The organism is Ruegeria sp. B1, assembly GCF_056535885.1.
The window spans coordinates 1-20,777 of record NZ_JBQFJA010000001.1 but is presented as its reverse complement, the minus strand read 5'-3'; the positions used below and the strand labels follow the sequence as shown (position 1 = coordinate 20,777).

Genomic DNA, 20,777 nt, shown 5'->3' with positions numbered 1-20,777 from the left:
GTCAAGCGACTTTGAAAGGTCGATTCAGGGCACCACAAACGATCTGATCTTGCGGACCTCTTTGAATTGGCGACCGATCTGATCTTCAGTTTCCATTCCAGATTGGTCTTAACGGAAGGCCATTCAAAAGCAATCATGGACTAAACGACCAAGCCCTATTTGTTCCATTGGGTGCGATTATGTTTGATCTCAACACTTCTTAGCTGGCTTGGCGGGCGCGGCTGGCGTTTATCAGTTCTTCTCGGACTTCCATCCGGGGTCGCCAGTTGTAGCGCTCATCCGCTTTGGTTTTTGACCAGAACAGCACCCCGCCGTAGCGCCAAGGATCAAGAATAATGCCATCATACATAGTGTCGCCGCGTCTGCTGATAACGGCGGAATGGTGGATGATCCTGAAATCCGTGGGCGGTGACGTGGCCCAGTGCAGTGTCAGCGTCCGAAAATTCTCCTGGTTCAAACGCTTCTGGATATCCTGCGCCCAATCGTTGCAGAGCCCGCGTTCCCGAAAGCCATGCATCACCTTGGCATTGTGAATCAGCGGCGGGTCCGTGACCCGGTATTCCTGCGCGAGTTGTTGCGAATAGGTATAGGCGATATGCGCCGCGCGCGATGCCTCCTCTGGATCCACATCCGGCCCAAGCCCCTGAATTTCAGCGGCAAGGTCCTCTATGTCTGACGGGCCGGGTGTCGGTTTAGTGGTGCAGGCAGAAAGTGCCGCAGCTAGCGCCACGATTAACATTAATGCAATAACGCGCATCATGTTTTCCCACTCGAATACATGGTTTTTCGGGGTCAACACCCGGTGTCCACCTGTTATGTTTCGCTAAAGTTCTTTCCGCGCGCGCAGCGCTGCCGTGATTGTGCCATCATCCAGATAGTCCAGCTCGCCACCAATCGGCACGCCCTGGGCCAGTGAGGTCAGGCGCACTTGACCGTCCAATTGGTCCGCGATGTAATGCGCTGTAGTCTGACCATCGACAGTGGCATTCAGGGCAAGAATGACTTCTGTTATGCCTTCTGCGGTTATCCGATCCTTGAGCCGGGGAATGCGCAGCTCTTCTGGACCCACCCCATCGAGTGCGGACAAGGTGCCGCCCAGAACGTGATAGCGGCCTTTGAACACGCCCGCGCGTTCCATCGCCCAGAGGTCAGAGACGTCTTCGACCACGCAGAGCTCTCCGGTGGCGCGAGCCTCGTCATTGCAGATGTCGCAGATGTCGGTCGTGCCCACATTGCCGCAGTTCAGACACTCGCGGGCGGTGATGGCCACCTGTTGCATCGCGTCCGAGAGCGGCGTCAGCAGCAGAGCGCGTTTGCGGATCAGATGCAGCACGGCGCGCCGCGCCGAGCGCGGCCCGAGACCCGGCAGTTTGGCCATAAGGTCGATCAGATTGTCGATATCGCTGTTCGAACTCACCGCGTGTTCCTGCAGAGCGGCCACGCAAGGTGGCCCGACCATTGATCCGTCAGGACGGTGTATCAGAACGGCAGCTTGATGTCTTTCGGCAATCCCATGCTTTCGGTCAGCTTGCCCATTTCTTCCTGCGAGCGTTCCGACGCCTTGGACTGGGCATCTTTGATGGCCGCCAGGATCAGGTCTTCGACCACTTCCTTGTCGTCGCCGTTGAAGATCGACGGGTCGATATCCAGACCTTTCAACTCTCCTTTTGCCGTGGCCGTGGCTTTGACCAGCCCGGCACCGGATTCGCCGACAACAACGATGTTGTTCAGCTCGTCCTGCATCTCGGTCATCTTGGTCTGAAGGTCCTGAGCGGATTTCATCATCTTGGCCATGTCGCCCAGACCGCCGAGTCCTTTGAGCATCTGTTTTCTCCTGTGTATCAATTTGCTGCTTAGATACGGGCGGTGCCTGCGCTGCACAAGGGCCGTGGGCATTCCCATCGGTCGCTATGGTCTGTGGCGAGAATTTTTTTGTTTGTGCGCCCAAGAACTGTCCAGCATTCAGAGGCGGGGCAGACTAATCCTCTTCGAACGGGTCCCATTCGTCTTCGACTTCGGGCAACGCCTCGGTTTCGACCTGGGCCGCACGTTGTTCGGGGGTTTCGATCCGGGTGATCTTTGCCTTTGGGAACTGAGCCAAAACGGCCTGAACCAAAGGGTGTTGTTCGGCCTCGGCCTTCAAGGTCAGTTCTGCCTTGTCTCGCAATTCGCTTATCGTGGGCGCGTCGCCGTCTGACACGATGGACACCGCCCATCGGTTGCCCGTCCAGCGCTGCAACGCCGAACCCAGTCGCGCAGCAAGGTCTGTCGGAGCCTGATCCGCCGGTGTGAACTCGATCCGGCCCGGTTGGTAAGAGATCAGACGGATGCCGTTTTCCACTTCGACCAGCAGTTTGACATCCCGATGTGCCCGGATCAGTTCGACCACATGTTCGAAAGTCGGATACCGGGCCAACGCGGCCTGAACATCTTGGGCCAATGCTGCTACGGGCGCGCCACCGGAACCTTGTGGCGTGGGGGCGTACGTCTGGGATGTGGTCGCGCTCGTCTGAACGCTCGGCACACCGGTCCGTTGGGGTGTCACGCCGCCGCCAGGACTTCCATTCGGCGGTGGCGGGGCATCTTGCAGCCGTTTCACCAGTTCTTCCGGGCTGGGCAGGTCCGCCACATGCGTCAGGCGGATGATCGACATTTCCGCAGCCATCATCGCATTTGGCGCGGCGGACACTTCTTCCAGAGCCTTCAGCAACATTTGCCACATCCGGGTCAGCACACGCATCGGCAGGGCTTCGGCCATCTGCAGCCCGCGTGTGCGCTCATCTGGGGCGACAGTTGGATCTTCGGCTGCATCGGGTGTGATTTTGACGACCGAGACCCAGTGCGTGATTTCGGCTAGATCGCGCAGAACGGCCAGCGGATCCGCACCCTCGGCATATTGTCCGCTCAGCTCAGTCAACGCGCCTGCTGCATCGCCGCGCAGGATCATGTCCATCAGGTCCAGAACCCTACCGCGATCTGCCAAACCCAGCATGGCGCGCACCTGATCGACCGTTGTTTCGCCGGCACCATGCGAGATAGCCTGGTCCAACAGTGAGGTTGCATCCCGCGCTGACCCTTCTGCGGCGCGGGTAATCAGTGCCAAAGCGTCATCGGCGATCAGAGCGTTCTCGCTTTCGGCAATCTTGCGTAACAGGCCAATCATGTCTTCCGGTTCGATCCGGCGCAGATCGAAGCGCTGACAGCGTGACAGAACCGTGACCGGAACCTTGCGGATTTCAGTGGTTGCAAAGATGAACTTTACATGTTCCGGGGGTTCTTCCAGCGTTTTGAGCAGCGCGTTGAAGGCGCTGGTCGAGAGCATGTGAACCTCGTCGATGATGTAAATCTTGTAGCGTGCGCTAGCCGCGCGGTATCGGACGCTGTCGATGATTTCGCGAATGTCGTTGACGCCGGTGCGACTGGCCGCGTCCATTTCCAGAACATCGACGTGACGTCCTTCCATGATGGCGACACAGTGCTCGCATTTCCCGCAGGGTTCAGTTGTCGGCCCGCCGTTGCCGTCCTCGCCAATGCAGTTCATGCCCTTTGCGATGATCCGTGCGGTGGTGGTTTTCCGGTGCCGCGGATCCCGGTCATGACAAAGGCCTGTGCGATCCGATCCGCTTCGAACGCATTCTTAAGCGTGCGCACCATGGCATCCTGTCCAACCAGATCCGCAAAGGTCTCTGGGCGGTATTTGCGGGCGAGAACCTGATAGGCGGGGCTGGAAGTGTCGGTCATGTCTGCTCTGGTGGATTCGGAACTTCGATGCAGCGTAAGGCCCGCCGCCGCCCGCGTCCACAGCGCGATGACAGGATTTTCGGTTTGGAAAGTGTCACGCCGCGGGTAGATTAGACAGGTGCATTTCACACGACAGTTTGGTTCTAGGGAGTATCGGGAGGTCGCGATCCATGTCTCAAATGGTGATCTACGCTTTGCAGGTGGGTGGTGGCACACTCGCTCTGACCTCGCTGCCGGGGCGAGGTGGGGATTATCCGGGTGATCTGGATGTGATTTCCGACTGGAAACCCGGTATTGTGCTTTCGATGACGACCGCTGCCGAGATGGTGCAATACGGCGCGCAGGCTTTCGGCCAAGACATTCAGAGTCGTGCCAGTCGCTGGGTGCATCTGCCGGTGGATGATTTCAATTCACCGCCCGCAACCGTCATCAATCAATGGCCCTCGGTTAGCAGTGCGATTCGGCACGCCTTGTCGGGCGGTGGGCGTGTGATGGTCCATTGCAAGGGCGGGTGCGGCAGGTCCGGGATGGTCGTCTTGCGGTTAATGGTCGAATGCGGTGAACAGCCGGGTCAGGCTCTGGCGCGTTTGCGGGCTTTACGCCCCTGCGCCGTCGAGACAGAGGCGCAGAGGAACTGGGCCGCTGAACCGGCCCGAGCAACGGTGGATCACTAGGTCACGCAGGAACGTGCTGCGGTTCTTGCGCCGCGGCTGGGGGCGTCAAAACCGTTGCTTCCAGCAGAGCACAAGGTGGTTTGCAGATGGTGCCGGACGCCATCGCGCTGAACTCCAGACCAAAGATCATATCGGCATAGTTATCCAACAGGTTCATCCCGGTTTCGGGATCAGCGCCACAGTAGACCCGTATCTGATCCTGTTGCGCCCGAAACCGAGCCATGCAGCCCTCAGGACAATGGGTCAATGTGCTGTCGCCTTCGATCTCAAACGCCTCGGTGGTGACATTGGCAGCTTGGGCCATGGCCTGTGCCATTACCCGCGCCATGCGCGCAAGCGCAGGGCAGGGTTTGCCCGTCCGCTGACACACCGTTGCGGTGAATTCATGTGTTTCCGTCTTCCAGATCATCCTGCGCCCTCCGCGCGGCGGACAGGGCATGGACCAGGCGGGACGGCAATCTACGCCGTCGAGACCTGCCCGGACACCCCGCCCGAGTTTCGGTTTCAGTTTCGATGGCAGGTCTCCTGACTTGCGGATCATCGCTCTGCCGACCTTCCCAGCCTTTCGGCCAGTGGTATTTCGGCGTTGCTCACCGCTTACAGTTGCGGGGGCAGTCGCGGCCTTGGTCCGTTCCGGTCATCACCGGGCAGGACCGCACCGTGTTCCCTTTTCATCCCGAGCCCTTGTGGGGCGCGAGAACCATCACACAATCGCTAGCGGGTACCGGCGACCAAAGTCAAGTTGATCTTTGGTATCTGACGCCCTGCGATTTGAAGGCCGGAGCTGACCTTAAGTGGACGTTTGGTCAACTCGGATCAGTGTTGACTTACGCCCATCAAAGTGAACTGCTTGGTTCAGATTGAGTCCGAGGGCACCATGTTGGATACGCAGCAGGCGGTACTGACCGAAGAATTTCAATTCCCGTCTGGGCCGGCAATGCTGTCGGCGCGGTTCTACCGACCATTGGCCGAGCCGGATACGGTCGTGGTTCTGAACAGCGCGACAGGTGTGCCGCGCGATTATTATCGACATTTCGCCCATTGGCTGGCCGCAGAACAAGGGATGGCTTGCCTGACCTACGATTATCGAGATTTCGGTCATTCCCGTAGCGGTCACCTGAGAGACTCTCGCGTCACAATGGCGGAGTGGGCTCTGGTCGACATGCCTGCCGCTCGGACCGAGATGCGGAACCGGTTTCCTGACGCAAAACAGTGGACCATTGGCCACTCAATAGGTGCGATGCTGGGGCCGTTGCAGCCGGATATCGATCAGATCGATCGGATGATCTGCGTGTGCTCGGGCCTTGTGACATTGGCCGACCATCCCTGGCCGTATCGGGCTTTGGCCTGGCTTTTCTGGCACGGCCATGCGCCACTGTTTGTGCGTGCATTTGGATACTTGCCCGGGAAAGCGCTCGGGTTTGGGTCCGACCTGCCCGCTTCGGTGTATTGGGAGTGGCGCAAGTGGTGCACGGCCCCGGAGAACTATGTGCCAGATATTGGTGTCGAATTGCCGGACGCCCATTGGTCGGGGTCAGGTGTACCCGTTGATCTGTTCACGTTTGAGGACGACGAAATGGTCCCGCCAGAAGCGGTTTGGCGTCTGGCCGATCTGTACGGCCCAGAGGGTGAGCGACACCTGTTGGTTCCAAAGGACTTTGGGTTGTCAAAAATTGGCCACATCGGGGCGTTTGCCCGCCGCAGTGCAAACATCTGGCCCCGGCTGATCGCCTGAAGTCAGGGGCGCCAAAAATCGGCGCCCCTTTGGTCAGTAGCGTTTGCGGGCATTTTTGTCCTGCATCACGGAGCGCACCATCTTGCCAAAGGCTTTGTTGCGGGCGCGCGATTGCGCCACGGTTTCCGAATTGCGTTGATCCTCGCGCCGCAGTTTTCGCCACCGTTCCAACCTTGCCGAATCAAGCGCGCCTGTTTCGATGGCCGCTTGAACCGCGCAATCGGGCTCTGAGATGTGCTGGCAATCCGAGAACCGGCAGGAATCCGCCAGTTCCAGAATGTCCGAGAACACTTCGTCAACGCCCTCCTGCGCGTTCAGCAACCGCAAGGCGCGCATTCCCGGTGTGTCGATCAGCCACCCGCCGTTGCGCATCAGGCGCAGCGCGCGGACAGTTGTAGTGTGTCGGCCATGTGCATCGTCTTCGCGAATGCTGGCGGTGGCCTCGCTCAACCCGGTCATCCCATTTGCCAGGGTCGTCTTGCCTACCCCGGACGATCCAACCAGCGCTGCGGTCTGACTGGCAGGGCACCAGGACAAAACCTGATGAATGGCGGTCCGATCCAGCGCATTGAGCGTTAGCACAGTTAGAAACGGGGCAAGCGATTGCGCGCGCGCTTCGAAATCGTGGGGGTCGGCACAGGCATCGGCCTTGGTCAGAACAACAACCGGATAGCATCCAGCCTGATGCGCCAGAGCAAGGTAACGCTCTAACCGGGGCAGGTTGAAATCGGCGTTGCAGGAACTGACGATAAACAGCACGTCCACATTGGCGGCGATCAGCTGTGATGTTGCACCGGTTCCCGCCGCACGCCGTTTCAGCACGCTGCGCCGCTGCAACAGATGCTGAACGCAGTTGTTTTCGTCTGCGAGCACCCAGTCTCCAACCGCGAAATCGCCTGTCGGACAATGCGGGGTCAGCAGAGGTATTTCGCCGGCGGGGTCAAGACCGATCAGACGATCCCGGTGAACCGCCGAGACACGAAATGGATTGCATGATGGATTAGCCGCGTGCTGCGCGGCAAAGTGTGAGGACCATCCCAGGTCCGATAAGGTAAAGGACATTGTTCTGCCTGTGTTCAGGTACAACAAACCTTCAGATGGCCACGCGCGCATCTGTCGGTGATGTGTTCAGGCAGTCAGGGGTTTTGAAATTCAGAACCGCTGTGCCCGAAGGGAATTTGCTACAATCATAAAAGCCCTCCTGCGGCTAGTGATTCCACTGCGCCAATTGGCACCTTAAGTGAGAGGTTGGACATCGACCCAAGCGGGGCTCGTTGTGGCTGCTTCCTTCCGGACCTGACCAGGTTGGCGAGGCGCTCGCCCGCGCCAACCTCTCAGGTGCCGATATAGGCAACACCAGTGGAAAACACAACCCGTCAAAGGGTCAGGCGGATCTGCGCAAACCCCTCGGAATCATGTTTCAGTACCTGTGGATCATACACCTCTATGTCCGAAAGATGCCGGAGCGCTCCGGGTCCCGTTTTGAGGATCGCGTGGGTCCCGGATTGCGGCGTCAGTGAAAACGGGTAGGGCATGGAGTTTATCGGATCGTGTGGTAACTGCTCGGTCAGATAATCCCGCACGACGCTTTTGATGTCCAACGGGGGCAACTCGATCCGTTGGGCTTTTTTGACAAAGGGAAACTGCCCGCCACCGCTGGCGCGGTAGTTGTTCAGGGCCACGACAAACCTGTGATCTGGTTGAAAGGGTCGTCCCTGGCATGTCAGGTTTTGCACCCTTCCATGGGTCGCGTCCGTCAGATTTCCAGCCGCGTCGAAGCAAGCTGGCCGGGACGGATCAATCTGGTAGGTGAGTCCAAAAATGATGTCGAAATTGTACCCGGCCCGGCGGGTGTCCATCAGATCGGTTTCTGAACCGGGCACCAATTGGTTAAAGACACTTGCCGACATTTCCAGCCAATCGTGTAACTGTGCCCCGGTGATCAGAACCGCCCTCAACTCGTTCGGGAAGACGTGCAAATCCGCGACATGGCGTTGGCAAATCTCGCCGGCCGGGACATCCGTATAGTGCCGGGGGCCCCCGCGCCCGCCCGTTTTGCAAGGTGACACCGCCGATAACAGCGGCAGGTGAGCCCAGGCCGTTTCGGGCAGATATGACCGCACGGCCGCAGCCTGCGCGGATGCCACCAATGCCAGCCCGCGATCTGGCGCACAGAAACTGAAATAGCTGTGCAGGCTGCGCGGAAACCAGGCAACCGGCTCGGCTGCCATCGTCCTGGTGCCCGCATGTCCTGATGCAAAAAGACGCAGCATGTCGGGGTCTTCCGCTATGGGACGGCTGCTTTCTGCTGGAAAGATCGGTCGCAGATCAGTTTGGTGGGTGCTGACGCGCCACCCGCCGCCCGGCTTGGGTTCGACGCGCAAATCAATGACGCCCAGATGGGATCCGGCAGATCCGGGTAAGACAACAGGTTTGTTGTGAATTCGCCCAGCCGTGTGGTCGACATGCTCGCAGTCGTCTTTGACCTTGTTGGGAAAGGCCAGATGTGTGTGACCGGCAATGATCGCATCGATCCCGTTGATCTCGGCAAGAGGCACAACCGCATTTTCCAGTCCTGGATGCGGTCGGCTTTGGCCGAGGCCGGAATGCGCCAGCGCCACAATGACATCGCAGCCATCGGCCAATAGCTTGCCAACGGTGTGTTGTGCCGTTGTCAAAATGTCATCGACAACGACCTCTCCGTGTAAAAGGTGACTTTCCCAACGGGCGGTTTGTGGGGGCAGAACGGAAAAGACGCCGATACGGATCGCTCGGTGGGTGCCGTCTTGGCACACTGCACGGTCGAGAATTATGCGGTCTTGCCATTCCGGAGTTTGGGAGACACATCGCAGGTTGCTACACACAACCGGGCAGGAGGATTGGCTGAGCATGTGATTGATGGCTTCCAACCCAAAGCCAAAATCATGGTTCCCAAGACCGATTGCGTCATAGCCCAATGACTTGAAAGCCTGCATCATCGGGTGTGGGCCACCATTCTGAACAGCCCAATCTCCAAACGGCGTGCCCTGAAGGGAATCGCCGTTGTCGAACAGCAAAACGAGGGCGTCCTGCGCCTGCCGCTGGGCCTCTCGGATCAGGCTTGCCGTTCGTGTGAAGCCAATGGTCGGGTCCGGTCTGTCGGCATAATAGTCGAAGCTGCTCAGGTTCATATGCAGATCGGTTGTCGCCAGAATACGGACATGCGCACTGGGCGGCTGCGTTTGAACCGGCCTTGACGGTTTGTGGTCCAATTTCAATCTTCTACTTTAGGATGCTGTTGTTCGAACAATTTGATTAAAAAGCACAATACGTGAAATTTCCGGGGCGACCATGCGACCTTTCGGCGGCACCTGTCATACTCGAAATCAAGAAAACACCATTGCAAGACAGCTTCAACCATGGCAGCCGTGTGAGCAAGATCTAAAGGACAATTAATGAAAAACGCGGAATCGGTGACTTTCGGCGGCGCGGGTCTGGACCGGGCGGCGCATTTTCGTATCGACGCGGATAAACTGTCCCAAGCCACTGATGATCCGGCGGCACAGTGTCTTTTGGTTTGGCGCGGAAAACCCTTGGTGTGTGGTGAGGCGCTGGACCAAGTTGGGTTGATTCCGATGTCCGATACGTTCGTCATCGAACGCGCAGAGCTTTTTGTCGAAAGCCCAATTTTCCTGGGTTGCCTTGATGATCAGGCTCCGGTTTTTGCGATTGATATGTCCAAATGGACTGCCGAGGGTCAGGATCTTTCCGGTCTGGGTGAGTTTGTCGACAGGACGGTTCAGCATCACCCAGATCTACCTGACGGGTTTGTGTTTGCTGAATTGCGCGGGATGCAGAACTGGTGGCGACTGCAAAGGCGGTGATAGGCTGGCATGAGACACATCGTTTTTGCGCGCGGTGTGGCGCGGCCAGCGTGCCTTCGCAAGCCGGGTGGCAGCGCCGGTGCCCCTCTTGCGGCGCACTGCATTTTCCTCGAACCGATCCGGTCGTTATCATGCTGATCACGCATGGAGATTTAGTTCTGATGGGGCGGTCCCGGGATGGCCCGAGAAGATGTTCTCTTTGTTGGCCGGCTTTGTTGAGCCCGGCGAAACCCTTGAGGCCGCCGTCCGACGCGAAGTCATGGAGGAGGCGGGCGTTCCGGTTGGTGCGGTCTCTTATCTCTCGAGCCAGCCCTGGCTGTTTCCCGCTTCGCTCATGATTGGATGCGCAGGTGAAGCGCTTTCGCGGGATATCCACATCGACCCCGTCGAGATTGAAGAGGCGATGTGGGTTAGTAAGACCGATGTGATGCAGGCGTTTGCCGGGGAACATCCCAAACTGCTGCCAGCCCGCAAAGGGGCGATCGCACATTTCCTGTTGCAGAACTGGCTTGCAGATACGCTGGACTAAGGAAACACTAGGCAAAAGCACATGCAGCAAAGGCAGATATGCAGTTTCTAGCCCGGGAAGACATCGAAGCTCCGATTCAGTCGGTCTTTGACATGGTTGCTGATTTTGAAAGATTCGAACGAATGGCAATGCGGCGCGGAATTGACGTGCGGCGCATGACCCTTGGAGTGCCGGTTGCTGCGGGAGCTGAGTGGCAAACCGAGTTCAAGCTGCGCGGTAAACCTCGGCAGATGACTATCGTGATGACGGATTACGAACGACCTGGGCAAATGCGGTTCGAATCGACGAGCAAGGGAATGACAGGGGTTACAACGGTTGACTTTCTCGCATTGTCTCAGCGCAAAACCCGGCTGAGTGTCGAAATGTCACTGGCTGCCAAATCGTTACCTGCGCGTCTGTTGTTGCAGTCGCTGAAGCTGGGCCAATCGAGGTTTCGCAGGCAGTTTCAGACGCGTTTGGATGATTTTGCCAGAGAGCTGGAGCAGCGACATTTGCATGGATCGTGAAATCCGTTTTGGGAAAAGGCATGGGCAATTGAAGGATGTGAGCTTTCGAAGCGCGCAAGAAACGGATGCCGAAGGGATCGCAAGTGTTTTGCAAGACCTTGTTGAGGCTGGAAAGCGAACAAAACCATGCACTTCTGAATTTGTTCTGGGTCACTACATAGACCACCCTGATGGTATTCGATGTACGGTCGCTGCGGACGAAATCGGGCGCATCCTGGGCTTTCAGTCGCTCAAACATGCTGTGGCGGACAACCCTTATGATGTGGCTGTCGGCTGGGGCATCATAGGCACGCACATCCGACCGTCAGCTGCCCGCCGTGGCATCGGACGAGGGTTGTTTGCCAAGACATTTGAGGCTGCGCGTAAGTTTGGTCTCACCAGCATTGATGCGACAATTGGCGCGAAAAACAGTGAAGGGCTGGCATATTATGAGGCAATGGGTTTCCGCGAATACCGGACGCAAAAACATGCGGTGTCAAAGGTTTTTCAACTACCGTCCTGAACCTTTTCAGCGTCGGTGTTAGATTGGTGCGGTAAGGCTCAGCTGTGTCTCAGATCATCTTTCTTCATGGCGCATCAAGCAGCGGCAAATCGACAATCGCCAAAGCTTTGCAGCGGCGATTGCCTATGCCGTTCTGGCATGTGTCCATAGACCACCTTAGGGATGCGGGTACGCTCCCAATGGATCGCTTTCGCAGCGGAGAATTTGACTGGTCGGCGTCGAGGTCAACCGTGTTTGATGGTTTTTACCAGTCGCTGGCCGCCTATGCCAATGCCGGTAACAATCTGATTCTCGAACATATCCTCGATACAGCCGGATGGGCGGACACGCTGAAGAGCTTGTTTGAGCCTCATGACGTTCTGTTTGTGGCTGTGCATTGCTCCCTTCCGGTTCTGAACGCCCGCGAGCAAGAACGCGGAGATCGTCAAGCGGGCAGCGCGCAAAAGGACTATTTTGAAATCCATAAGGGCAGACTCTACGACCTCGAAATCCACTCCGAGGCCGGAGTGGAGGAAAATGTCGGGCGTATACTGGATGCCTGGAGTGGCGCTTTGCGTCAGTCCGAATTTGCATCGGGCTCCAATAGGTAGATTTGCCTACCCCCGCGGGTGTGCGGCCGGGTAAACGCCCAATATCTCCACATTTGTTGTAAAGTGCTCCAATTCGTCCATCGCCAGCTTGACGTTGCGGTCTTTGGGGTGGCCAACGATGTCAGCGTAGAACTGGGTTGCGGTGAACGACCCGTCGACCATATAGCTTTCCAGCTTGGTCATGTTGATCCCATTGGTCGCAAATCCCCCCATCGCCTTATACAGCGCGGCGGGAATGTTGCGGACCTGAAATACGAAACTTGTGATCATCCCATAATCTCCACGCCGCGACGTGTCAGCCTCTCGCGACATCAAAAGAAAGCGCGTCGTATTGTCGTCGTGGTCTTCGATATGGTGGGCGAGAACGTCGAGATCGTAGATTTCGGCAGCAAGCGCGCTGGCCAGCGCAGCGGAGTGAATATCCCCCACTTCGGCCACTTCGCGCGCCGCACGGGCATTGTCCGGGCTGACACGGCCGCGAATGTCGTGCTTTTTCAAAAACTCTGCGCATTGCGGCAGGAGAACCAGATGTGAATGCGCTTCGGCAATGTCCTCAAGCTTTGCCCCTTTGACACCAAGCAGGTTGATGTGAACCCGCACAAAGGCCTCGTCGATAATCTGCAAGCCGCTATGGGGCAGCAGCCGATGGATGTCGGCAACACGCCCGTATGTGGTGTTTTCAACCGGCAACATGGCAAGATCGGCATCGCCCGCGCGGACCGATTCGATCACATCCTCAAAGGTCCGGCAGGGCAAAGCCTCCATATCCGGGCGCGCATTACGGCAGGCTTCGTGACTGTAGGCGCCGGGTTCCCCCTGAAAGGCAATGCGGTTGGTCATTTGGTCGATTCCATGCAACAAGTTCGTGAATTGGGCGTTTCGTCGCGGTGTCTATACCTTGCCTCTCGTCAGGGGAAGCCTTAGACACCTGCGCAGACAGCTGAAATGGACTCGCGATCAATGTTCGACACGATGACAGTTACCAAGGCCGCAGCAGGCCTGTTCGGCACGTTTCTGGTGCTGCTGTTGGCCAAATGGGGGGCCGACATTCTTTATTATGCCGGTGGCCATGGTGACGGCGAACTTGCGTATATCATCGAAACCGAAAGCGCGGGTGAAAGCGCGGACGGCGAAGAAATTGTGTTCGAGGACATGTTGGCGGCTGCCGATCCCGAGAAGGGCGCCCGCGTGTACCGTAAGTGTACGGCTTGCCACAAACTGGAAGATGGCGCCAATGGCACCGGTCCGTACCTGTATGGTATCGTTGACCGGCCCGTTGCAACGGCCAAAGGATTCACCGGTTATTCGGCAGCCATGCAGGCGCATGGCGGAAACTGGACACCTGAGGCCCTAGACGCCTTCCTTGAACGCCCAAGCGCGTATATTTCGGGCACATCCATGAGCTTTGCGGGCTTGAGAAAACCCGAAGAACGCGCCGATCTGATTGCGTATCTGCAAACCATCGGGAACTGATATCCGGTCAATTCTAGGTGATTCCAGGCCGCTGCCGACAGGCAGCGGCTTTTTTGTTCCGGAAAAACTTCACAAAGCGTTTATGCATTCTAAACTTGAAACAGTCAGTGCTGGACCTTTAGCTAGGTTTAGCCGCATGAAGACGGTCGGGACTATGCAGGAGAGGCGGGTATGACGAATAAACGCATTTGGCCAGCGCAGACGGTGCTAAAGCGGCGCACTGCCCTTCAGCTTTTGGGTGGCGGCGCTCTGGCTGCGGTGACGCCGAGCTTGCAAGGCGCCTTTGCCGCTGGTGTTGAAGGAAGTGGCACAATCAAGGCGCACGGATACTCCTATTTCGGAGATCTCAGCTACCCGCCTGATTTTCCACATTTCGATTATGTGAACCCAAATGCCCCCATTGGCGGAGAGATTTCCGTCTCCACCCGGGGAACGTTTGATGGCATGAACCGCTTTAACTGGCAGGGTAAGGCGGGTCTTTATTCCGGGCTGATAGCGGAAAGCATGTTTGGCGGCAGCCCGTTCGGGTCAGCCTCGCCTGCCGACTCGATCACCGAATCCTACGGGCTACTTGCCGAGTCCGTCGAGTACCCCGACACCAAGGAATGGTGCATCTTTTATATGCGTCCAGAGGCGCGGTTTGCCGATGGAACGCCGCTGACAGCCCATGATGCCGCCTTTACCCATGATCTGTTCCTGGAACAGGGCATCCGCAGTTATGCGCGGGCGGTCAAGCAGCGCATTGAAGGTTATGAAATCATCGACGATCACACGATCAAATACAATTTTGTGGATGGGATCTCGCGCCGGTCCCTCATTTCTCAAGTCGGTGGTACGCCTGTCTTTTCAAAGGCCTGGTATGAAGAAACCGGAGAGCGGTTGGACAAGCAAAGCCTCGTGACGCCCATGGGCAGCGGCCCGTATGTGGTCGATGATTTTGAGTTGAACCGATATATCCTTTACCGTCGCAATCCCGACTACTGGGGTTGGCATTTGCCGATCAACGTGGGTCGGCACAATTTTGAAACCGTACGGGTCGAGTACTTTGCAGACGATGCAGCCGAGTTCGAAGCCTTCAAGGCCGGCATATACACCTTCCGCGCCGAAGGCAGCACCAAGAAATGGGCAACCGGATACGATTTTCCTGCGGTTCAAAAGGGCTATGTGAAGCGTGAGAGCATTCCCGTGATGACGCCGCCGTCGCCTTCGGGTTTCATTTTCAACATGCAGCGCGCGCCATTCGACGACATCAAAGTCCGGGAAGCACTCGGACTGGCGTTTAACTTCGAATGGACCTCTGAATCGCTCCAGTTCGGGTTGACTGAGCAACGCCATTCGTTTGCCGAAAACTCGGAAGTTGCAGCGGATGGGGTGCCCACCGATCAAGAGATAGCGTTCCTAGAATCGCTCGGTGATATCGTTCCCGAAGAGATCTTTACTCAAGAGGCAGTGCGCGCTCATAGCTCCAGCGCAAGCCGAACAGTCGACCGCCGAAATAAACGGACAGCATTGCAACTGTTTTCCGACGCGGGTTGGACGGTCTCCGGCGACGGTAAGCTGAGAGATGCCGAAGGCAACCCGATGGCAATCACAATCATGCTCAACGCGTCCTCTTCGGACACTGCCGAGGCAATCGTGACGACATATGCGTCGAACCTGGAAAGCTTTGGCATATCGGTCACAGTCGAAAAAACTGATAGCGCACAGTGGATTCAGCGCTACTACGACAAAGATTTCGACATGATCTTTTTCCGCAACCAGCCTTTCCTGGAAGCGGGTACTGGCCTGAAGCAGGCCTACGGATCAGAAACGGCGGTGGTGTCGTCTTACAATCCTCAATCCCTTCAGGAACCTTTGGTCGATGCAATCATTGATGCGGCCTTGGAAACCAAGTCCCGTGAGGAAGAAATTGCTGCGTTGAAGTCGCTGGATCGCGTATTGCGATACCTGCGCATTCAGGTCCCCACAGGGTATGTCGCAGATACATGGGTTGCGTATTACGACATGTTCGAGCATCCCGAAGTGCTGCCACCACTTGCTGTCGGTCAGTTTGACTTCTGGTGGTTCAACGAGGAGAAATTCCAGGAATTGAAGGCCGCAGGCGCGGTGAGGTAACCGGTTTTGGGCGCATACATTCTCCGCCGGCTGTTGCTGGTGATCCCGACGCTGATCGGCATCATGGTCGTGAACTTCACTCTGGTTCAATTTGTTCCAGGCGGCCCGATCGAGCAAATCCTGGCCCAGATGCAAGGCGAAGGGGATGTTTTTGCCGGCTTTGCCGGTGGCGAAGGGGCGCAGACCGAAGAAACCTTTGGCTCGGACAGTGAGTATATCGGCGCGCGTGGTCTGCCCAAGGAGTTCATAGAAGAACTTGAAAAAGAGTTCGGGTTCGATAAACCGCCGCTGGAGCGGTTTTTGACGATGATGGGCAACTATCTGACTTTGGACTTCGGCGAGAGCTACTTTCGCTCGATCAGTGTGATTGATCTGGTGCTGGAAAAAATGCCGGTTTCGATCTCACTGGGTCTCTGGTCGACTCTAATTGCCTATCTTGTCTCGATCCCGCTGGGTATCCGCAAAGCCGTCAAGGACGGCTCTCAGTTCGACACGTGGACCAGCGGAGCCATTATCGTGGCCTATGCGATCCCCGGTTTTCTCTTCGCCATCCTTTTGCTTGTGCTGTTTGCCGGCGGTTCGTACTGGCAGATTTTCCCCCTGCGCGGTCTGACCTCAGACAATTGGGAAAGTCTCAGCCTGTTTGGCAAGATTGTCGACTATTTCTGGCACATTGCCTTGCCGATCATAGCGCTGACAATCTCGGCCTTTGCGACGCTGACCCTGCTGACAAAGAACTCCTTTCTCGATGAGATCAAAAAGCAATACGTCATGACGGCGCGTGCAAAAGGGCTGAGTGAGCGGAAGGTTTTGTATGGTCACATCTTCCGTAACGCGATGCTGATCGTAATCGCGGGTTTTCCTGCTGTCTTCATAGGCGTGTTCTTTGGTGGCTCGATCATCATCGAAACCATCTTTTCGTTGGACGGTCTGGGGCGTCTGGGTTTCGAAGCAGCCGTGGCGCGAGACTACCCGGTCATTTTCGGTACGCTGTTCATCTTTGGTCTGATGGGGCTTGTTGTCGGCATCATCAGCGACCTGATGTACGTTCTGGTCGACCCGCGTATCGACTTTGAAAAGCGGGAGGGGTAATGGCACTGTCCCCCTTAATCAGCGCCGCTGGCGCAACTTCCGGCGTAATGGTCGGGCCTTCTGGGCGCTGATCATTTTCTCCGTGCTTTTTGGCCTGTCATTGTTTGCCGAGTTCATCGCCAATGACAAACCGATCCTGGTGAAGTATCGCGGCGATTTCTACACGCCGATCTTCAACTTCTACGCCGAAACCGAGTTTGGCGGCGATTTTCAGACCGAAGCGATCTACCGCGATCCCGAAGTTCAATGCCTGATCGACAGCGGTGGGCTTGAACAATGTTTTGACGATCCCGAAGGCATTATTGAGCAGATCGATGCCGGAACGTTTCAGGCCGAGGGTTTCGAACGCGGTTGGGCCATATGGCCGTTGATCCCCTATTCATATAACACCAGCGTCGACCGCCCCGGCGCAGCGCCCCTGCCACCAAACGGGCAGAACCTTCTCGGTACCGATGACACCAAACGGGATGTCCTGGCGCGGGTGATCTATGGGTTCCGTTTGTCCATTTTGTTCACCTTGATCGTCACCGGCGCGGCCAGCCTAGTCGGGATTTTTGCAGGCGCCATTCAGGGGTTCTTTGGCGGATGGTTGGACCTGATATTTCAGCGGATCATCGAAATCTGGTCGGCGACGCCATCGCTGTATGTGATTATCATCATGTTCGCCATACTTGGCCGAAGTTTCTGGCTGCTGGTGGCCTTGATGATCCTGTTCAGTTGGACCGGTCTGGTCGGCGTTGTACGCGCGGAGTTTCTGAGGGCTCGAAATCTGGAATATGTGCGCGCTGCAAGGGCGCTGGGCGTCGGCAACATGACCATCATGTTCCGCCACATGCTGCCCAACGCGATGGTCGCCACACTGACCTTCATGCCGTTCATCGTAACCGGAACAATCGGCGGGCTTGCCTCGCTGGATTTTCTTGGGTTCGGCCTGCCGTCTTCGGCCCCTCTCTGGGAGAGCTGACCCTTCAGGCCAAACAGAACCTGCAGGCGCCGTGGCTGGCGTTCACCGCCTTCTTTACTTTCGCCATTATGCTGTCGCTGCTGGTCTTCATTTTTGAAGGCGTCCGTGATGCCTTTGACCCGAGAAAGACCTTTTCATGAGCCTGTTGGATGTAAAGAACCTCAAGGTTTCCTTCCGACAGGACGGACAGGTCTCTGCGGCTGTGAAAGGTTTGTCCTTTAGCGTTGATCGCGGTGAAACGGTTGCGTTGGTTGGAGAGTCCGGGTCGGGCAAGTCCGTCACAGCCCTGTCGACCGTGTCTTTGCTGGGTGAGAGTGCGATTGTGGAAGGGTCGGCAAAATACGACGGGCAAGAGATGATCGGGGCCTCTGAGCAGCATCTGATGGACGTGCGCGGTAACGACATCAGCTTTATCTTTCAGGAGCCGATGACCTCGCTGAACCCTCTGCACACGATTCAGAAGCAGATGGCGGAATCTCTGGCGCTGCACCAGAATGTGACAGGTGATACCGCACGCGACAGGATTATCGAACTGTTAGTCAAGGTCGGTATCCGCGACCCCCAGGACCGGTTGGACAGTTATCCACATCAGCTGTCCGGCGGTCAGCGGCAGCGTGTGATGATTGCCATGGCCTTGGCCAACAAGCCGGATATCCTGATTGCGGATGAGCCCACAACCGCTTTGGACGTGACCATTCAGGCTCAGATTCTTGAGTTGCTTGCAGAATTGCAGCGATCCGAGAACATGGGGATGCTGTTCATCACCCATGACCTGGGCATTGTGCGGCGGATCGCAGACCGGGTTTGTGTGATGAAAGATGGCGAGATCGTCGAGACGGGCCCGACGCTTGAAATTTTCGACAACCCGCAACATCCATATACGCGCAAATTACTTGCGGCAGAGCCATCTGGCGCGCCCGATCCGGTGGCGGGCGATGCGGAGGAAGTTGCCAAAACTGAACACCTGAAGGTCTGGTTTCCGATTCAACGCGGGCTGTTGAAACGCACCGTTGGCTATGTGAAAGCGGTCAACGACGCGACCCTGAGCGTGCGCGCGGGGGAGACGCTGGGCATTGTCGGTGAAAGCGGTTCGGGGAAGACGACGCTGGCCTTGGCGATCATGCGGCTGATCGCGTCCGAAGGTGAAATCACATACCGTGATCAGGATGTCCGAAGCTGGTCGACACGCGAGTTACGGCGGCTGCGCAAGGATATGCAGATCGTTTTTCAGGATCCGTTCGGTAGCCTCAGCCCGCGCATGACCTGCCAGCAGATCATCGCCGAAGGCCTGGCAATCCATAAGGTCGATCCGCATCGCGCTCCGCGAGATCTGGTGGCCGAGGTGATGACCGAGGTCGGCCTTGATCCTGTGTCAATGGATCGGTACCCGCACGAGTTCTCGGGCGGCCAGCGTCAGCGCATCGCCATTGCGCGGGCGATGGTTTTGCGTCCAAAACTGCTGGTGCTGGACGAACCAACAAGCGCGCTGGACATGACCGTGCAGGTGCAGATTGTGGACCTGCTGCGGGATCTTCAACGAAAATACGGGCTGGCCTATCTGTTCATCAGCCATGACCTGAAGGTTGTGCGGGCCATGTCGCACAAAGTGATCGTCATGCGAAATGGCGACGTGATCGAGATGGGCGCTGCCGAGGATCTGTTCGAAAACGCGCAGACGGAGTACACCCGCGAACTGATCGCTGCGGCGGGCTAAAGGCAGCCTGCCTCTAAAACACTTCAGGCGTTGGCGGTTTCCCGTGCAGCCGATTTGGGCACTGGCCCGCGAAGCTCTTCGTAGTGATCAAAGTTCAGCTTAACCCAACCGGTGCCGCGCGTTGCGCTTGCAAGGGTGCGGTGCAGCTCGTCCTCGGCGACCGCCGGCAGCAGGGCGTTGAATATCTCCCATCCTGATGCGTTTGGATTGCCTTCAAAGCCCAGCACCTGACCCTGCAGAGAACTGATCGTTGGTACGAGATCGCCCACAAAAGCTGAAGGCAGGTGGATTTCTGCGTTCAGGATGGGTTGCAGGACAACCGGTTTGGCCTGCGGGAGCGCCTCGCGCACGGCGTTTTTGCCTGCGGTCCGGAACGCATAGTCCGAGCTGTCGACATTGTGGTGTTTGCCATCGCTCAGCGTGACTTTGACATCGACGACAGGAAACCCTTCGGGCCCCTGTATCAGCGCGTCTTTGGCGCCGTGTTCGACCGATGGAATGTAGTTTCTGGGTACCGCACCGCCTTTAACGACTTCCTCGAACTGAAATCCCGCACCGCGCGGCATTGGCCCTATCGAAATCACCACATCCGCAAATTGCCCGGCGCCGCCGGATTGCTTGCGGTGCCTGTGCCGGTGTTCGATGGTTGACTTGATGGTCTCGCGATACGCGGTTTCAACAGGTTCGGCCTCGATTTCGATCCCAAAATCCTCGGCCAGTTTCGCCGTCACGCGCCGCATATGCTGCGGACCTTGCGAGCCAAGCACTGCGTGCCCGCTGAGTTCATCCTGTTCCAGATGCAGTCCAGGATCGATCTCGGCCATGCGTGACAAGGCGTTCGACAGGCGCACATCGTCGCGTTCATGGGACGGAGACACCACTTGCCGGTGAGCCACCGGGTGCGAAGACGCCCACTCCGGAAGCGGAGTGGCCGAGTTGCTGTCATACAGATATCCGGGATTGAGGTGATCGGATTTCACTGCCAGCCCGATCTGTCCTGCCTCCAACGCACCGATCTGTGTCTTGGCGTCCAGCGTTGTCAGATTGCCAACTGTTTCCCTCCCAAGGCTTCGTGCGCCTTAACGCCGTCGCCGAGACCCCGCAGAACAACGATTTTTCCAATGTGCTTTTAACATCCGCAAAACCCGCAATGGCGCGGGCATTGTCTGCGGCCTCATCCCGACCGGCGGCGATATCGAATTCCGGCGCCTCATGCCGCAGAGCTTTCATCAAGCGGGTGAGGCCGTTTCCATGACTTGCCGCGCCCAGGCAGGCTGGG

Annotated in this window: 17 protein-coding genes, 1 other RNA gene, 3 pseudogenes and 1 riboswitch; of the genes and pseudogenes, 11 read left to right on the top strand and 10 right to left on the bottom strand. The window is 57.3% G+C overall.

From position 1 onward, the window contains the following. Positions 1–199 precede the first annotated feature (199 nt). From ACR3ES_RS00105 to ACR3ES_RS00090, 4 genes and pseudogenes are all read right to left on the bottom strand, one after another. On the bottom strand, positions 200–796 hold the full coding sequence (locus tag ACR3ES_RS00105; protein ID WP_480424559.1) for a hypothetical protein: 597 nt from the start codon (positions 794–796) through the stop codon (positions 200–202). A 27-nt stretch (positions 797–823) separates the two neighbouring features. Beyond that, positions 824–1,417: a recombination mediator RecR gene (gene recR / locus ACR3ES_RS00100; RefSeq protein ID WP_170431125.1), complete on the bottom strand. Its 594-nt coding sequence runs from the start codon at positions 1,415–1,417 to the stop codon at positions 824–826. Positions 1,418–1,479: 62 nt separating this feature from the next. Further along, positions 1,480–1,824, bottom strand: a complete 345-nt coding sequence (locus ACR3ES_RS00095; RefSeq protein WP_170431126.1) for a YbaB/EbfC family nucleoid-associated protein — start codon at positions 1,822–1,824, stop codon at positions 1,480–1,482. Positions 1,825–1,978: 154 nt separating this feature from the next. Then, a pseudogene (locus ACR3ES_RS00090) lies at positions 1,979–3,741 on the bottom strand (DNA polymerase III subunit gamma/tau). Between the two features lie 170 nt (positions 3,742–3,911). Between ACR3ES_RS00090 and ACR3ES_RS00085 the strand changes: the two are divergent. Beyond that, positions 3,912–4,415: a phosphatase domain-containing putative toxin gene (locus ACR3ES_RS00085; RefSeq protein ID WP_170431130.1), complete on the top strand. Its 504-nt coding sequence runs from the start codon at positions 3,912–3,914 to the stop codon at positions 4,413–4,415. A 1-nt stretch (position 4,416) separates the two neighbouring features. On the opposite strand, the gene ACR3ES_RS00080 is transcribed toward ACR3ES_RS00085, so the two are convergent. After that, on the bottom strand, positions 4,417–4,824 hold the full coding sequence (locus ACR3ES_RS00080; protein WP_170431243.1) for a hypothetical protein: 408 nt from the start codon (positions 4,822–4,824) through the stop codon (positions 4,417–4,419). A gap of 89 nt (positions 4,825–4,913) precedes the next feature. Further along, positions 4,914–5,134, bottom strand: a riboswitch (cobalamin riboswitch). Between the two features lie 131 nt (positions 5,135–5,265). Here ACR3ES_RS00080 and ACR3ES_RS00075 point away from each other — a divergent pair. Continuing rightward, entirely contained in the window at positions 5,266–6,150 is an 885-nt protein-coding gene (locus tag ACR3ES_RS00075) for an alpha/beta hydrolase family protein (protein WP_480424555.1), read from the top strand. A gap of 33 nt (positions 6,151–6,183) precedes the next feature. Here the strand turns inward: ACR3ES_RS00075 and rsgA are convergent, their stop codons facing one another. The 3 genes from rsgA to ACR3ES_RS00060 form a co-directional block, all read right to left on the bottom strand. After that, the gene (rsgA, locus tag ACR3ES_RS00070) at positions 6,184–7,212 is read right to left on the bottom strand and encodes a ribosome small subunit-dependent GTPase A (protein ID WP_170431134.1); all 1,029 of its coding nucleotides are present in this window, start codon (positions 7,210–7,212) and stop codon (positions 6,184–6,186) included. A 176-nt stretch (positions 7,213–7,388) separates the two neighbouring features. Further along, positions 7,389–7,487, bottom strand: an RNA gene (gene ffs, locus ACR3ES_RS00065) — signal recognition particle sRNA small type. A 39-nt stretch (positions 7,488–7,526) separates the two neighbouring features. Further along, entirely contained in the window at positions 7,527–9,401 is a 1,875-nt protein-coding gene (locus ACR3ES_RS00060; RefSeq protein ID WP_480424553.1) for a bifunctional 2',3'-cyclic-nucleotide 2'-phosphodiesterase/3'-nucleotidase, read from the bottom strand. A gap of 183 nt (positions 9,402–9,584) precedes the next feature. Here ACR3ES_RS00060 and nudC point away from each other — a divergent pair. The 4 genes and pseudogenes from nudC to ACR3ES_RS00040 all read left to right on the top strand — a co-directional run bounded on the left by nudC (position 9,585) and on the right by ACR3ES_RS00040 (position 12,140). After that, positions 9,585–10,542: pseudogene (gene nudC / locus ACR3ES_RS00055) on the top strand (NAD(+) diphosphatase). 38 nt (positions 10,543–10,580) lie between these two features. Beyond that, on the top strand, positions 10,581–11,048 hold the full coding sequence (locus tag ACR3ES_RS00050) for an SRPBCC family protein (RefSeq protein ID WP_170431138.1): 468 nt from the start codon (positions 10,581–10,583) through the stop codon (positions 11,046–11,048). Beyond that, positions 11,038–11,550: a GNAT family N-acetyltransferase gene (locus tag ACR3ES_RS00045; RefSeq protein WP_170431140.1), complete on the top strand. Its 513-nt coding sequence runs from the start codon at positions 11,038–11,040 to the stop codon at positions 11,548–11,550. Before ACR3ES_RS00050 ends, ACR3ES_RS00045 begins: the two co-directional genes overlap by 11 nt. Before the next feature lie 44 nt (positions 11,551–11,594). After that, entirely contained in the window at positions 11,595–12,140 is a 546-nt protein-coding gene (locus tag ACR3ES_RS00040; RefSeq protein ID WP_480424551.1) for a chloramphenicol phosphotransferase CPT family protein, read from the top strand. A 6-nt stretch (positions 12,141–12,146) separates the two neighbouring features. On the opposite strand, the gene ACR3ES_RS00035 is transcribed toward ACR3ES_RS00040, so the two are convergent. Then, on the bottom strand, positions 12,147–12,980 hold the full coding sequence (locus ACR3ES_RS00035) for a prephenate dehydratase (protein ID WP_170431144.1): 834 nt from the start codon (positions 12,978–12,980) through the stop codon (positions 12,147–12,149). 120 nt (positions 12,981–13,100) lie between these two features. Between ACR3ES_RS00035 and ACR3ES_RS00030 the strand changes: the two genes are divergently transcribed. From ACR3ES_RS00030 to ACR3ES_RS00010, 5 genes and pseudogenes are all read left to right on the top strand, one after another. Beyond that, positions 13,101–13,613, top strand: coding sequence for a c-type cytochrome (locus tag ACR3ES_RS00030; protein ID WP_170431247.1), 513 nt, complete (start codon positions 13,101–13,103; stop codon positions 13,611–13,613). A 171-nt stretch (positions 13,614–13,784) separates the two neighbouring features. Beyond that, the gene (locus tag ACR3ES_RS00025) at positions 13,785–15,728 is read left to right on the top strand and encodes an extracellular solute-binding protein (RefSeq protein ID WP_170431146.1); all 1,944 of its coding nucleotides are present in this window, start codon (positions 13,785–13,787) and stop codon (positions 15,726–15,728) included. Between the two features lie 6 nt (positions 15,729–15,734). Further along, on the top strand, positions 15,735–16,820 hold the full coding sequence (locus tag ACR3ES_RS00020; protein WP_170431148.1) for a microcin C ABC transporter permease YejB: 1,086 nt from the start codon (positions 15,735–15,737) through the stop codon (positions 16,818–16,820). Then, positions 16,801–17,924: pseudogene (locus ACR3ES_RS00015) on the top strand (ABC transporter permease). The gene ACR3ES_RS00020 and the pseudogene ACR3ES_RS00015 overlap by 20 nt, the downstream one beginning before the upstream one ends. Continuing rightward, entirely contained in the window at positions 17,921–19,498 is a 1,578-nt protein-coding gene (locus ACR3ES_RS00010) for an ABC transporter ATP-binding protein (protein ID WP_170431151.1), read from the top strand. Before ACR3ES_RS00015 ends, ACR3ES_RS00010 begins: the two are co-directional and overlap by 4 nt. Before the next feature lie 23 nt (positions 19,499–19,521). On the opposite strand, the gene ACR3ES_RS00005 is transcribed toward ACR3ES_RS00010, so the two are convergent. Then, positions 19,522–20,505 carry a hypothetical protein gene (locus ACR3ES_RS00005; RefSeq protein ID WP_480634673.1) on the bottom strand — a complete coding sequence of 328 codons (984 nt, stop codon included), beginning with the start codon at positions 20,503–20,505 and terminating at the stop codon, positions 19,522–19,524. Between the last annotated feature and the right edge of the window lie 272 nt (positions 20,506–20,777).

Bases quoted from the DNA above. Each gene is read 5' to 3' on its own strand.
- ACR3ES_RS00085 (WP_170431130.1), top strand. From the start codon at position 3,912: ATGTCTCAAATGGTGATCTACGCTTTGCAGGTGGGTGGTGGCACACTC.
- ACR3ES_RS00080 (WP_170431243.1), bottom strand. From the start codon at position 4,824: ATGATCTGGAAGACGGAAACACATGAATTCACCGCAACGGTGTGTCAG.
- ACR3ES_RS00095 (WP_170431126.1), bottom strand. From the start codon at position 1,824: ATGCTCAAAGGACTCGGCGGTCTGGGCGACATGGCCAAGATGATGAAA.
- rsgA (WP_170431134.1), bottom strand. From the start codon at position 7,212: ATGTCCTTTACCTTATCGGACCTGGGATGGTCCTCACACTTTGCCGCG.
- ACR3ES_RS00030 (WP_170431247.1), top strand. From the start codon at position 13,101: ATGTTCGACACGATGACAGTTACCAAGGCCGCAGCAGGCCTGTTCGGC.
- ACR3ES_RS00010 (WP_170431151.1), top strand. From the start codon at position 17,921: ATGAGCCTGTTGGATGTAAAGAACCTCAAGGTTTCCTTCCGACAGGAC.
- ACR3ES_RS00050 (WP_170431138.1), top strand. From the start codon at position 10,581: ATGCAGTTTCTAGCCCGGGAAGACATCGAAGCTCCGATTCAGTCGGTC.
- ACR3ES_RS00035 (WP_170431144.1), bottom strand. From the start codon at position 12,980: ATGACCAACCGCATTGCCTTTCAGGGGGAACCCGGCGCCTACAGTCAC.
- ACR3ES_RS00045 (WP_170431140.1), top strand. From the start codon at position 11,038: ATGGATCGTGAAATCCGTTTTGGGAAAAGGCATGGGCAATTGAAGGAT.
- ACR3ES_RS00025 (WP_170431146.1), top strand. From the start codon at position 13,785: ATGACGAATAAACGCATTTGGCCAGCGCAGACGGTGCTAAAGCGGCGC.